The sequence below is a fragment of the Paenibacillus sp. B1-35 genome (assembly GCF_050474385.1).
Taxonomy (GTDB): Bacteria; Bacillota; Bacilli; order Paenibacillales; family Paenibacillaceae; genus Paenibacillus_B; species Paenibacillus_B alvei.
Genome location: NZ_JBCHVJ010000001.1, coordinates 1,025,471 through 1,041,445 on the forward strand (window position 1 = coordinate 1,025,471; position 15,975 = coordinate 1,041,445).

The 15,975-nt window shown below is 50.5% G+C and carries 2 protein-coding genes (1 of these 2 running past the window's edge); both read right to left on the reverse strand.

Going from position 1 to position 15,975, the window contains the following annotated elements:
• On the reverse strand, positions 1-6,750 hold the 5' portion of the coding sequence (locus ACQ5BJ_RS04415; RefSeq protein ID WP_430108781.1) for an amino acid adenylation domain-containing protein. It extends 5,790 nt beyond the left edge of the window; the window shows 6,750 of its 12,540 coding nt (coding positions 1-6,750); it begins with the start codon at positions 6,748-6,750; the stop codon falls past the left edge of the window.
• A 2-nt stretch (positions 6,751-6,752) separates the two neighbouring features.
• On the reverse strand, positions 6,753-15,935 hold the full coding sequence (locus tag ACQ5BJ_RS04420) for an amino acid adenylation domain-containing protein (protein ID WP_430108784.1): 9,183 nt from the start codon (positions 15,933-15,935) through the stop codon (positions 6,753-6,755).
• Between the last annotated feature and the right edge of the window lie 40 nt (positions 15,936-15,975).

The following is a 15,975-nucleotide window of genomic DNA, read 5'->3' on the forward strand; positions in this document are numbered from 1 at the left end:
CAGCCAGTTGCGTAAAGCGACCGGATTCAGTCTCGTCTCTTCATTTGCAATATAGATGCTGGCTCCTGCCGTTACATAAGGCCACAACTCCCAGACGGAAGCATCGAAAGCAACACCTGCCAGCATTGTTGCCCGGTCGGCTGCCTGAACGTCATATGTCCGGCGATGCCATCCGATCAGATTCATCAAGCCGCGGTGGGTAATCTCTACCCCTTTCGGCTGACCTGTCGATCCGGAAGTAAATATGACGTATGCCAGTTGATCCATGCCAGCTGCTGGAGGAAGCTGGACTTGAGCATTTACAGCTTCTTCTGCAGCTTCAGATCCTCCATTCACTTCAGCACCGTCACCCACTTCAGCCTGCAGTTCCTGTTCTACCACTACGATACGCCCAGCGAATGGAGGCAGCTGCTCACGTACCCGCTCTTGCGTTAGCAGTACCTTCACTTGCGATTCGGCGAGCATGTATGACAGGCGTTCCTGTGGATAAGTCGAGTCTAGCGGCAGGTAGGCCCCACCTACCTTCCAGATGCCAAGCATACCTGCTACTGATTCAATAGAACGCTCCATGCAGATAGCTACAATATCGCCACTTGCAACACCATTTTGAATGAAGCTGTGCGCTAATCGTTCAGCCATGCGGCTTAGCTCGCCGTAAGTGACGGCTTGCTTCTCAGATACAATCGCAACAGCGCCCGGCTGTATCCGCACCTGCTCTGCGAACCATTCCGCAACAGTCTTGTCAAGCGGGAGCTCGGTATGAGTGCTGTTCCACTCCACCAATGTCTGCTTGCGCTCCTGTTCAGAGAGGAGCTGCAGATTGCCAATTTTCTGTGCTGGCCGATTCGCCATCTCCTGCAGCAGTGTTCCTAGATGTACCAGCATACGCTCTACGCTAGAAGCCGTAAACAGCTTCGGATCGAACAACACTTGCAGTTGCAGCTCATCGCCAGATTCCGCAACCAAGGTGATCGGATAGTTTGTCTGTTCGGACGTGCGGAAGCTGTGCAGCTGCAGCGCATCCGGATGATCCTGCTCCGGCACATCCTGCACCGGATAGTTCTGGAAAACAACAAGACTGTCGAACAACGAAATTCCGTTAGGCACATCGCTCCAGCCTTGCACTTGAGCGAGCGGGCTATACTCGAATTGGTGGCGAATAGCGACCATCTGCTTGTTAAGCTGCTTCAACCACTGTTGAACGGGTTGCTCTTCATCGACCGTTACACGCACCGGCAACGAGTTAATAAATAAGCCAATCATTGATTCGAAGCCCGGTAATTCCGTCGGTCGTCCAGCAACCGTCGTGCCGAATAGCACATCTTCTTCGTTCGCATAGCGACTGAGCAATAATCCCCAAGCACCCTGTATTAAGGTGCTTATTGTCAAGTCATAATGCCTTGTCATTGCTTGCAAGCGTGCTGTTGCCTTTGCAGAAAGTGTGTAAGTCACTTTCGTCTCGCCTTGCTCTTGCTGTTCACCTTTGCGACGCTCAATCGGCAGGGCTGTTGGAGCAGCGAAGCCGCTTAGCTGCGTACGCCAATAAGCCTCCGCTGCTTGCATATCTTGCCTTTGCAGCCATGCAATATAATCCCGATAGGCTGAAGTAACGGGAAGCAATTGAATCTCCTTCCCTTGAACGAGCGAATTATAGCTTGTCAACACTTCGCCAAGTAATGTAAGCACGCTCCAACCATCCAACAAAATATGGTGAAAGCTCCAGACGAATTTGTACAGTTGCTCTTCTGTACGAATGAGCGCAAATCGCATCAGCGGAGGTGCTGCAAGATCAAATGTCCGTTCCTTATCCTGCTCAAGAAGCTTCTCCCACTGAATTGTTTGCTCTTCCTGTTCCATTCCTCGCCAATCCTGATGTTCAAACGGCACTTGAAGTGAGCGGAGTACGAACTGGTGTGGCTTGTCCACGCCGTTCCACATAAATCCGCTGCGCAATATCGAATGGCGATCGAGCACTGTCTGCCAAGCTTGCTCGAATGCATCTATGTTCAGCTTCCCTTGCAGAGCGAAGCTCGACTGCTCAAAGTATAGCTGCGAGTCTGGCGAGTATATGGCATGGAACAGCATCCCTTCCTGCATCGGCGAGATCAAATAGATATCTTCGATCTGGCGATAGCTGGCAAGATGCTCATCCAGCTGTTCCTGGGTCAAAGCCGCCAGCGGGAAGTCAGAAGGTGTAAAACGGCCCGCTTCGGCTGACAGGCAGTGAGCGATAAGCGCGCGCAGCGCAGTAACATACTCGCCAGCCAGCTCCTCTATCGTCTCGCTCTTATACAAATCGCTGCTGTACGACCACGTCATATGCAGCTTGCCGCAGACGATCATGGCGTTGATATCGAGCAAATATGTTCTTTTATTCGCTGTATGCAATACAGAACCCGACGATTCGGTGGCGATGCTGAATCTGCCTTCGCCATCTCCTGGCTTCTGTTGTTGATTCGTCTGTTCCAAATAGTTGAAGCTGATTGCCGCCTGCGGTAAATGACGCAGCGCCTCTCTACTCGCCTCATCACCCAAACAGCGCAATATGCTGTATCCGATACCGTTGTTCGGAATCGCAGCAAGTCGCTCCTTTGTACGAATAATGGCATCCCCCAGCTTAGCTGCTGTAGAACGATCGATCTCAAGGTAGATCGGATATACAAACGTAAACCAGCCAACCGTTCGTGATAGGTCAACACCATCCATTAATTCTTCTCGGCCGTGCCCTACCATATCGATAGCAACTGACTCGGATTGGGTCCACTCCGCTATCGTGTGAGCAAGTGCCGTTACAAGTACATCTCTAAGCTGTGTACGATATGCGTTTGGAACTTCTCTTAAAAGAGACTGTGTCTCCGCCTCACTGAGTTCAACTGCCATAGTTGCGGTTGAAGCTTCTGTATTTACCAGCTTGTCTGTTCGCGAATCTAGCTCATAATCGGTCGGCAGAGCTGCTATTTGTGAAGGCGAAGCTTCTACCCAATTGTTCACTTCATGCATAAGTGCGCCCGATTGTGCATAGCTGACAAGCTGCTCAGACCAATGCTTGAACGAGGTTGTCTTCGGTGGGAGCACCGCCTGTTCTCCTTTTACGAACGCTTCATAGACGGTTTGCAAATCTTCCAACAGGATACGCCAAGACATACCATCAACGACCAGATGATGAATCGTAATGAGCAAATGAGCTCGTTCTTGGCGGCCAAGATCGAACAACACAACTCTGATCAGCGGCCCATTCAAACTTAGACTTTGTTGATATTCCTCAGCCTTGTACTCCAGCACTGCTTGCTGCTCGTCTGACGGTACATGTGACAGATCCACCCGCTCAAACGGTGTTTTCTCAAGCCGATCACCCATGTGCTGCACCCAAGTTGAATCCTCTGTCAGCGTATAGTGCATACGCAAGGCGTCATGATGCTCGATAAGCCGCGCTACCGCTTGCTCCATCGCAACGACATGCACCGGCTGTTCGACTGTAAGGAACATCGCTTGATTCCATTGATGGCGATTCGTAATGTCTTGCTCGAAAAACCACTGTTGATTCGGAGTTAGCGGAACCGGCCCTGTTACCATGCCTTGCTCGTTTGCGGATATCCCAGCTGACTTCGCCACAGCAGACAGTTCCGAGATGGTGCGATGCTCGAAGATATGCCGCGGTGACAACGATAATCCAGCCTGAGCTGCCTTCGAGACCACTTGGATAGACAGAATCGAATCCCCGCCAAGCTCAAAGAAATTATCGTAAATGCCGACACGATTAACCCCCAGCACTTCAGACCAGATGCGGCAAAGAGTTTCCTCAACGCCATTACGCGGCGCTACATACTCCTGTTCTCTAGTTAATTGAGAGAAATCAGGCGCTGGCAGCGCTTTGCGATCAACCTTTCCGCTCGGAGTAAGAGGAAGCTCAGGCAATATGACTATGGCAGCAGGAACCATATATACAGGCAGCCGCTCCATCACATAATGACGCAGTTCGCCATTTTCCAAGTGCTCCTCTTCCCGCAGCACCACATAAGCAACCAGTCGATTGTCACCACGCTGATCTGCATGCGCAATCGTAATCGCATGGCGCACCTTCGGATGGCGCAGCAGTACAACCTCGATCTCCTCCAGCTCAATGCGGAAGCCGCGGATCTTCACCTGATAATCAACCCGTCCCCAGAATTCAAGTTGACCATCATGCAGATAACGACCGATATCCCCGGTGCGATACAATCGTTCTCCGTCTTCAAATGGACTCGGAAGGAATCGCTCCGCTGTCAGTTCTGGCCGATGAAGATATCCTTGGGCCAATCCTGCCCCGCCAATATACATCTCACCGGGCACCCCAATCGGTACCAGATCCTTGTTCTCATCTAAGATGTAAATACGGGTATTCGCGATAGGTCTGCCAATCGGAATCTCTTCGTAAACAAGCTCGTCATCTGAACTTGCATCAATAGCACGATATACTGTGCAGCTCACAGTTGCTTCGGTCGGTCCATAGGTGTTATACCATGCCACTTGATTGCCAACGATACGCTGCCAATCAGCAAGCCGTTCCGGTGATGGACGTTCACCACCGACAATAACGGCGCGTACCGTTGATGGCAGCGAGATCGTCCCTTCTGCCATCTCGCTTACCCATTCATGCCAGTATGCTGTAGGAAAGTTAAGCACCGTTATCTGATGCAGCTCCACCAGTTGACAGCATTCGGCCGGACTCATTAACCTTTCCGGCATCATGACGAGAGCTGCCCCGTGAATCCATGTCGGGAAAAATTCTTCGACAGCCGCATCGAAGCTAATCGTTGCAAATTGCAATGCGCGATCCGCTGCTGTCAATTCAAAATGCGCTGCTGCACTTAGATTGTGATTAAGCATCGCTCGATGCGGAACGACAACGCCTTTCGGCACCCCCGTGGAACCTGATGTATAAATGACATAGGCAGGATGATCTCCAGTTACATCGGCTTCCAATTCTTCGCCAGATTGGGCAGAGATTGCATCACGCTCTGCATCAAGACAAATCACTGTTGCACTATTCACTGGCAATTGCGATGCAAGATCCGTCTTCGTCAGCAGGAATGACATCTGTGCATCGTCGATCATGTATGCAATGCGCTCCTGTGGATACGCCGGATCTATCGGCACATATGCAGCACCCGCCTTCAAGACACCCAGCAGCGCTATCGCCAGCTCCACTGAGCGATCGCAGAACAGACCAACCAGCTTGCCCGGACCTGCCCCTAGCTGGCGCAAATAAGCTGCGACTCGGTTCGCTTGGCCATTCAAGTCCCGATAAGTCATCGATACAGCCCCACATACGACAGCCAATGCATCAGGAGTGCGTTCTGCTTGCTCACGTATAAGCTCGTGCACGCAGCCACTTGCGTCATAATCAATAACTTCGCCAGCAGAGATCGCAAGCACTTGTTCACGATCCTCAGGCGTAAGGATAGGAATGGATGCCAACGCCTGTGTCGATGAAGCAGCCATCGCCTCAAGCACCGTATGTAAATTCGCTATCATCTGCTGAATCATGTCTTTGTCGAATATGCTGCGATCATATGAAATGGATAGTTCCAGAAAATCGCCAGGAACTACACTTATCGTGAGCGGATAGTTTGTCTGCTCTTCCGAATGAATCCTTGTAATCATATTCAGCAGGCCGCGTTCTTCTTCCTTCGTTTGCTGAATGGGATAGTTCTCGAACACAATAATACTTTCAAAGAGCGCTTGACCGCGTGCTACCTCACTCCACGCCTGTACATCGGACAGCGGGCAGTATTCATAATCTCGAATGCTCGCTTGAAGCTCTTGCAATTGTTTTAAATACGATATGGCATCCATCTGCGGATCAGCGTTCACTCGCACAGGCAGCGTATTAATGAACAGACCGACCATTGATTCAACACCTGGAAGATTCGCGGGACGACCGGAGACAGTAGCTCCGAAAATTACATTTTGCTCCCTCGTATATCGAGATAGCAGCAACCCCCATGCCCCCTGTACGAAAGTGTTGAGTGTCAATTGATGCTGACGCGCCAAATTGCGCAGTTCATTTGTTACGTTTACAGATAACGCAGTACCAATTTCTTCGTATCCGCTGTTCCCCTTTATACGGCTTGGAGGCAGGGAGGTCGGTGCGCCGACCCCCTGCAGCAGATTTCGCCAGAACTGCTCCGCTTGCTGCACATCCTGCTTCTGATTCCATGCAATGTAGTCCCGATATGGACGGATGCCGGGCAATCGCAAGTTTTGTCCTTGAATAAATGCGCCATAGAAGGCGAACACTTCCCCCATAACGATGGAGATGCTCCAGCCGTCCAACAAAATATGATGGAACATCCATACGAACTGGTAACAATCCTCTTGTAATTGGATAAGCGACAATCGCATCAGTGGTACTTCAGATAATTGAAACCCTTTGCTGCGGTTATCGCGTAAATAGGCATCAAACCGCTCCTGCTGCTGATCTTCTATCATTCCGCGCCAATCGTATTGCTCCAGTGAAACGTGAAGCTGATCATAGACGACCTGCACAGGCTTCTCGATATCTTCCCATACGAAACCGGTACGTAAAATGTCATGGCGTTCGATGACTTTGTTCCACGCCTTCTCGAATAAAGCGACGTCAATTGCACCTTGAAACGTACAACTATAGGACACAACGTAGACCCCAGAATCAGGGGAATAAAGCGTATGAAAGAGCATCCCCCGCTGGGTAGGGGAAAGCGCGTATATATCTTTAATGTTTGCAGTCATCGTTAGCTGTTCCTCCCGCCATGCATTTTTTTCATGATCAAGTCCAACTCTTGCTGGCTCAGCCCCGCTTCAGGGAAATCTGAAGGCGTGAACGTATCTGCAGCAGAATGATGGCAATTTGCGATGATGGCGTGAAGCGTTTCAGTAAAGTCATTCGCTAACTGCTCAATGGTGCTCTTATGATGCAAATTCGTACTGTAGGTAATCATCAACTGCAGTTGGTTATTGACTACCATTCCTGCCACATCGATAAGGTGCTGACGTGAATTGGATAGTTCATGTGTCATCCCGCCTGACTCAGAAGCCGGCTGGAATAAGCCGCCTTCCTCATACATAGATGACATCTGACCCAAGTAGTTGTAGCTCACCTCCACCGTAGGGAACTGCGCCAGTGTATGATTTCCTCGCTCTCCTTGATCGAGATAACGCAATATACCGTAGCCTACGCCACGATCTGGTACTGCCCGTAATTGCTCCTTGACGGCAAGAAGTCGGGATACGGGTTCCGTCTCATAACCTCCGTCAAGCAAGACCGGATAAATTGCAGTAAACCAACCTACTGTACGAGACAGATCCGCTCCCTGCACAATATCTTCACGCCCATGTCCTTCCAGATGAACAAGCAGAGTGCTGCTGCCTGTCCAGCGTTCCATGGCAGCAAGAAGTGCAGTCAACAATACTTCATCAATGCGCGTCCGATAGACAGCTGGTACATTTTGCAGCAATCTCTGTGTGCTCTCTGCATCCAGCTGAACGCTGATGCCTTCAGATGACGCATGAGTATTGATCATCGGAATCTGGTCATCGCTTACTGGATAATCAAGTGGGAGACGCGGTATCCATGCCATCGCCATGTCTTCCCAGTACTCGAGCTGCTGTCTGTATGCTCCCTTGTCCGCTTCTTCTGCAAGCATATGAGCCCATTGCCGGAATGACGTCGTTTTGGCTGGAAGCTCTACCGGATGTCCTTCTGCTAGCTGATTATATACTCGCTCAGCGTCCTCCAGCAGGATGCGCCACGATACGCCGTCTACGACAAGGTGATGAATCGTTAAGAAGAGTCGTGCTGGTTGACCTCCTCCCAATTCGAACAAGGCAGCGCGCATCATAATCCCGCCAGACAAGCTTAAGCTGGCTTGCAGTCCGGCGGCGATCTCTTCGATTTTGGCTGACTGCTCCACCTGCTCCATCATGGAGAGATCGAAGTGTGCAAACGGTACCTCGGCCTCTTCTAGCTCATCATTGCATTGTGTCCAGCCGTGTTCGTCCTCGTTAAATCTCATGCGCAGCGCATCATGATGGCTGATAAGATGATAGATCATTTGTCGTACGATATCCGGGCTTACTGAGTCCGAGTGCAGCTGCAGCATGAACGATTGGTTCCAAAGATCACGGTTGACGAGCGGCAGCTCGAAAAACCAGTGCTGCGCAGGAGTAAGCGGAAGCGGCCCCTGCACCAATCCCTGTTCTGCTAGAACCGTTGTCGTCGTTTCCACGACCGTCGCAAGCTCCGCAATCGTCTGGTATTGGAACAATTGCTTCGGTGTCAGCTTCAAGCCTGCTTGCGAAGCACGGGCCACAATCTGAATACTTAGGATCGAATCTCCACCCAGTTCAAAAAAGTTATCATGAATGCCAACCTGCTCTACCCCGAGCACATTCGACCATATTTCCGCCAAAATTCGTTCTGCTTCCTCTATAGGTGCTGCATACCCTTGAGAAGAAGTAAACTCAGGTTCAGGCAATGCATGGCGGTTGACTTTGCCGCTAGGTAGCAGTGGCAATTCATCCAGCACCATAATGACAGTCGGAACCATGTAGTCCGGCAGTTGTTCCTTGAGATAGGCACGCAAATTGTCGCCAGTCAAGTGTCCGCCTGCCTGAGCTTGCACCGCATACGCCACCAGCCGCTTCTCTTTGGAGCCGTTTGTCTTTGCAACAACGATAGCTTGGCTAACATCTGGATGTGAGCTGATTTCCTTCTCAATCTCACCAGGCTCAATACGGAAACCCCTGATTTTCACTTGATGGTCAAGGCGTCCGAGGAACTCCATATTTCCATCCGGCATATATCGAACCAAATCACCTGTTTGATATAAGCGTTCCCCTGGTACAAAAGGACTGTCTACGAACTTCTCCGCTGTCAGCTCAGGCTGATGCAAGTAACCATGCGCCAATCCGTCTCCCCCGATATAAAGCTCGCCAGGCAGCCCTATTGGCACCAAACTTTGGTTTTTGTCTAATATGTAGCATGTAGTGCCCATGATTGGTCTCCCGATCGGAATGATAGAACCCATTTTTTGCGGGAACCTATAACAGCATGTAAATGTCGTATTTTCCGTAGGACCATATCCATTAATTAACTCCAAGCCGTCTAATGCCAGCGCCTTCTGCACATGCACCATGCTTAGCGCATCGCCGCCAGCCCATAGCTGCTTCAATTGACGCAGTCCGTCCAAGTTCTCCTCTACCATCGTATGGAAGAGCGGGGCTGTCAGCCAAGCAACGGTAACCTTATTGGTCTGCATATATTCGCCAAGCTCCTGAACAGAAGGCAGCCCTGGAGGCATAATGGCTAATGTACCGCCATTTAGCAAGCTTCCCCATACCTCGAACGTTGACGCATCGAAGGAGATAGGGGCGAATTGCAGCATAACCTCACCTGATCCGAACCGGGCAAAGTCGAGTCCTTTCACAAGCCGAACGATGCCGAGATGCGGGATAGATACTCCTTTTGGTCGTCCGGTTGAGCCTGAAGTATAGATGATGTACGCCAAATGTTCAGCACCGCATGACAGCTCAGGCGCATCCGTCGTTTGCTCTGCAATCATCTCCCATTCTTGATCCAGCAAAATCATTTTCGCTGCCGTCTTAGGCAGCTTATGCTGTAATCGCTCCTGTGTGAGCAACAGCGCAATGTCTGTCTCCTCCACCATGAACATAAGCCGTTCTGTCGGATAATCCGGATCAAGAGGAACATAGGTTCCTCCAGCCTTTAAAATACCAAGCAGGGCTGCAATCGCATCAAATGAGCGTTCCAACGCAATCCCGACAGGGACATTAGGACCGACCCCATGCTTACGCAAATATTGGGCAAGCTGATTTGCTCTTGCTTGCAGTCCGCGGTAAGTAAGCTGCTCTGACTCGAACACAAGTGCAATTGAATCAGGGGTACGTGCTGCTTGTTCATCGAACAGCTCATGCACCGTCTTATCACGCGGGTAATTCCCAGCCGTATCATTCCATTGATGAAGCAGAAGACGCTCCTCGTCCTCGGTTAGCATTGAGATGTTACGAATGCTGTCATGAGATTGCTTTATTATGCCTGCCAAAATTCGTTCTAAGTGTACTGTAATCTGTCTTATCGTTGCTTCGCTATACCGATGAGCATCATAACTGACACGCAGTTCCAGCTCATGACCAGGGATGACCGTTACAGTAATCGGGTAATTCGTCCGCTCATATGCCTTAACTTCAAGCAACTCCAGCTTCTGAGCTGACTCCATCTCCAGTTCGGCTATTGCTGCTGCTACTTCCGGTGAAGCCTGCAGCACAGGATAGTTCTCGTAGACGACGAGACTTTCGAATAGTGACGTCCCACGCGGCACCTCACTCCAGCTATGAACCTGAGCTAACGATGCATATTCATACTGCCTCATGTTGGTCTGCACTTCTTGCAGTTCACGCAGCCAGTGCAATACTTGCTTGTGCGGCTCTATGTATACACGAACTGGCAATGTATTGATGAATAAGCCAACCATCGTTTCGACCGCATCAAGATCAACCGGTCTGCCCGCAACTGTCGTTCCGAACATAACGTCTGCTTCCCCGCTATAACGACTGAGCAGAAGTGCCCATGCTCCTTGGATTAACGTACTGATCGTAAGCTGTTGACTGCGTGCAAAAGAGTCAAGCTCGTTCGTCAACACGGCGCCAATTCCGACTATCATCTCGTCATACTGTACTTCTTCATGTTCCGCAGCCGCCGCTCCCATTATGGCAGTAGGGCTCTCTATTCCTTGCAAATAGCTCTTCCAAAATTCCTCTGCCAACTTCTGATCTTGCTTGTCGAGCCATGCAATATAATTGCGATACGAAGGTACTGGATCAAGACTTACAGATGTACCCTCCGCATGTGCTTCATACAAGAGGAAAAATTCGTGAATAACGATCGGCACACTCCACCCGTCAAGCAGTAAATGATGGAATGTCCAGATAAACTGGTTCACATTGTCTTCAAGTCGTACAATCGTGAAGCGCATCAGTGGCGACTGCGCGAAATCAAAGCCCCGACGGCGATCCTCCACGAGTAAGCTCTGCAACATCTCTTTGCGCTCCTTCGCTGGAAGCGAACGATAGTCTAGCACCTCCACATTCACCGGCGCCTCGTCGCAAAGTACGAGATGCGGGCGTTCCAGCCCTTCCCATTCAACATGGGTGCGCAGAATCGCATGCCGAGCCATCACTTGCTGCCAAGCTTGCGTGAATGACCGCACCTGGAATGGGCCTTGAAGCGTAAATACACTCTGCTCGCAATATAGGCTCGCTTCCGGAGCCTCCAGCGAATGGAATAGCATTCCCTCCTGCATTGGCGTAAGCGGAAATAAATCTCGCAGCGCATTGTTCCGAGCATAGACTTGATCAAGCTGCTGTTGCGTAACTTTGGCAAGCGGGAAGTCTGAAGGCGTTACCCCTACCGCATCAGGCAGCTGGCAATGGGAGATGATTCCAACCAGTTCTTCCATATATCGATCCGCAAGCTGCTCAATGGTAAGCGAATTATAATTGTTGTCGCTGTACGCCCACGTCACATGAAGCGAGCCGCCCACAATCATGCCGGATACATCAAGTAAATGCTGACGAACGGTTGACGGATCAAACTCAGCTCCCATAGATTCCGCAGCGCCGCTAAACAGAGCATCTCCGCTGGATCCCAGCGTCTGATCAAATTGACCCAAATAATTAAAGCTAAGCTTAGGTGACGGGTACTCCTCAAACGGCCTGAGCATTGGTGGTTGAGCTACATAACGCAGCAGCCCATAAGTTAAACCTCGATTTGGTACAGCACGAAGCTGTTCTTTAATAGATTTCAACTGTTCACCGACTTCATCTTGCTCCGTAAGCTCAAGCAGGAGTGGATACATGGAAGTAAACCAACCCACCGTTCTCGATAAGTCAATTCCTTCAATTACCTCTTCTCGTCCATGCCCTTCCAAATGAAGCAGCAGCTTCTGATCCCCTGACCACCATGCCATCGTACGCGCCAGTGCCGTCAACAGCACATCGTTAATTTGGGTTCGATAGGCCGCAGGTACATCGTGCAGCAATTGCCGCGTCTCTTCGGCAGACAGGATGCGAACGGTCTGTTCAACAGTTGCGGCGGTGCTTGCTCCTTCTCTATCCACAGGGAATGCTGGTTCGTACGTGTTTCGTTCCCCGAACCAGTAAGCAGCATCTGCCTGTACTTCCGCCGAACATGCATATTCCGTCTGCTTCTCGGCCCATTCCCGGAAGGAAGTTGTTTTGGCTGGAAGCTCCACAGGTTCATTGTCGACTAATTGTTCACAAACGTTATGTAAATCTTCCAACAAAATGCGCCATGATACACCATCCACCGCTAAATGATGAATAATCAACAGTAGTCGCCCCGCAGTACCTTCCCCAAGCTGGAAATAAACAGCCTTAATCAGATTTCCTTCAGCCAGTTGTATGCTACGCTGCACCTCATCAGCTGCCTGTTCAAGCGCTTCCGCTTGTTGGTCTTGCGGCAGATGAGACAGATCTACTACAGCGAATGGAATCTGTTCCGAGATGCCCGCATTATGCTGCACCCATCCCTCTGAACTTCGCGTAAACTGCATTCTTAGCGCGTCATGATGGGCAACCAGATGGCCAATCGCATGCCGCAGCACATCTATACTTAACTTCGGATTGACGGTCAGCACCATGCCTTGGTTGAAGTGCTGTGGAGCTGAAAACTCTTGCTCGAAGAACCAGCGCTGTATCGGTGTAAGCGCTGCGGAGCCTTCGACGACTCCTTGTGCCGCTGTAGTCGTCTGCATCTTCACCGCTGCATGTGCCAGTTCTGCAATCGTTGGATGAGCAAAGAGCTGCTTCGGCGTAATATACAGACCTTGTTTTTTGGCGCGGCTAACAATCTGAATGCTTACAATCGAATCGCCGCCTAGGCTAAAGTAGTTGTCATGAATGCCGATCGGTTCAATCCCAAGCACATCCGACCAGATCTGAGCGAATTGTTGTTCCACTTCAGAACGAGGTGCGACATAAGTCTCGGTTTCCAGTGTAAGATTCGGTTCAGGCAGCGCCTTGCGATCGACTTTGCCGTTCGGTGTAAGCGGAAACGCGTCAATAATCATGAAAGAGGCAGGCACCATATAATCCGGAAGCCGCTCCTTCACATAGTGGCGCAGTTCGGCCCCTTGCACCGCAATAGCAGTCGTGTCTGCCAGCGTAACATAGGCAACCAATCGCGGGTCACCCGCCGACGTCTGATGCACAACAGCCAATGCTTCGCTAATGGCAGGATGCAAGGCAAGAACAGTCTCCACCTCACCCAGTTCAATACGGAAGCCGCGTATTTTTACTTGATCGTCCTTGCGGCCGATATATTCAATCTCTCCATCTGTCCGATAGCGGCATAAATCCCCCGTAGCATACATCCGCTCATCAGGTGATGATCCGAACGGATTGCGGATGAATCGTTCGGCAGTCAATTCGGGTTGCCTCCAATATCCTCGTGCCAGACTTTGTCCAGCCACATACAATTCCCCTACAGCGCCCACAGGAACAAGCTGTAGATGCCGATCCAATATGTACGCCTTCGTATTGGCAATCGGTCGACCAATCGTTGGCGCTTCTTCGCTATCTCTTCGGACAGGTATGAATCCGCTCGTAGAAACGACCGTATTCTCCGTCGGTCCATAGTTATTGACTAGTTGGAACGGCAGCTGTTCTGCTGGGTAGCGGTGAAGCTTATCGCCGCCGACCAGCAGCACGCGCAGCGATAGCTGATTCGGCCACGGTAAGTCAAGCAGTCTTTCACCAATCGGTGTCGGCATGAAACTAATTGTAATATGCTGCTCAACAATCCAGTCTCTCAATTGTTCAGGTATAAGCCTCGTATCTTCGTCCGGAATGAACAGGCCTGCACCAGCCGTTACATACGGCCAGATTTCCCATACAGAAGCATCAAAGGCAGTACCGGCCAGTAAAGTGGCACGATCGCTCTCCGTCACCTTATACGCATGTTGATGCCAATTGACCAGATTAAGTAGAGCATAATGTGTAATCTCTACTCCCTTCGGTCTACCTGTTGAGCCCGAGGTGTAGATAACATATGCCACATCGTCAAGATCTGCCTCACATATGAAGGCTTGAGCATTATACTGTTCGATTTGATCCCATTCTGTGTCTAGGAAAATAACCCGAGCGCCGTGGTCAGGCAGCCGATCTTGAAGCCGCTGCTGGGTAAGCAATACCTGTACCGCTGTATCTTCTACTATAAATTGCAGACGCTCCTTCGGGTATTCGGGATCAAGCGGAACATAAGCCCCGCCCGTTTTCAAAATGCCCAGCAGCCCGACAATCAGTTCAACCGAGCGCTCTGCACAAACGCCTACTAATGATCCTTTCCCGACACCTGCTTGCTGCAGAAATCTCGCCAGCTGATTAGACCGTTCATCCAACTCTTGGTAGGTGATAGATACGTCTAAGCTTGATACTGCAATCTGGTCGGGCAGCTGCTGCGCCATCTGAGCCACGCCATGAGGAACGGGACTTGTAAGCGCAAGCGGCAGCGCGGTATCATTCCATTCATGCAGCAGCTTCTGGTACTCTGCTTCAGGCAGTGATGGCAGGTCTGCAAGCGTGCGCTTTTCATTGTGGACAATGCTTGTCAGCACAGCTTGCAGTTGCTCCAGCAACCTCTCGATAGCATCGCCTGTGAATCGATCACATGCATACAGCATCTCAATTTTCAACATTGACCCTGGTCCTGCGACGATAGTCAAAGGATATCCGGTTTGCTCGAAGCTTTGCACTGCTTCCAGCTTTAAATTCCCTTGCTGTTCAATCACACTGCCGTCAATCGGATAATTCTCGAACACGACAATACTATCGAATAAGCGTTGTCCCTTTGGCAGCTCACTCCAATTCTGTACCTGCAGCAGCGGACTGTGCTCGTACTGCCGCAATTGTGTCTGATAAGCTTGAAATTCGCGGAACCAGTTAATAACAGTAGCATGACCTGGCACCTGAACGCGAACTGGCAATGTATTGATGAACAAGCCAACAATGGACTCTGCTCCCGGCAAGTCGTGAGGACGGCCTGAAACAACTGAACCGAAGACAACATCCTCTTCACCACTGTTCCTGCTCAGTACAATCGCCCAAGCACCTTGCAGAAGCGTGTTCAGTGTCATTCGATTACGGCGTGCAAATGCTTGCAGCTCTGCGGTGATATCCTCAGGCAGTATAACCGAACATTCGTCATACTGCTGCCCTACTTGTGCCGGAGTTCGGCCAATTGCTATCGGCGTCGGGCTTGAAAATCCTCGCAGTTGATCGCGCCAGAACGCTTCTACCTTCGACATATCCTGTTTCTTTAACCATGCGATATGATCGCGATACGGCCGCGAAGCATCGAATACTCCATCTACTCCTGCACGGAGACATTCATATTGGGTAAATAATTCGCGGAACAGAATTCCAAGGCTCCATCCATCTAAAAGTAGATGGTGGATCGTAATAACAAACGTGTAGCTCTGTTCCGCCATCTGAATCAAAGCAAGCCGCAGAAGCGGAGGCTCGCTTAACACGAATCCCCTGCTTCTGTCTGCTTGTAGATACGCTTCAAGACGATGCGGCTGCTCCTCCTCTGGGACGGAGCGCCAATCAAGAAGTTCCTGCGTAAGCTCAACTTCACGGTTCACAATTTGAATCGGTTCTTTCACATCGTCACTAATGAATGAAGCTCGCAATATAGCATGCCGCTGTACAATGTGCATCCACGCTTTATTCCAAGCGGATGGATCCAGATCCCCCTTGAAACTCAAGGAGGACTGGACGACGCATACGCCAGAATCAGGCGCATATAAACTATGGAATAACATGCCTTGCTGCATAGGGGAAAGCGGGAAAAAATCTTCAATGTGATTAAGGCTCATTGTATATACACAATCCTTCCCGAATCAGAATACCTGGTGA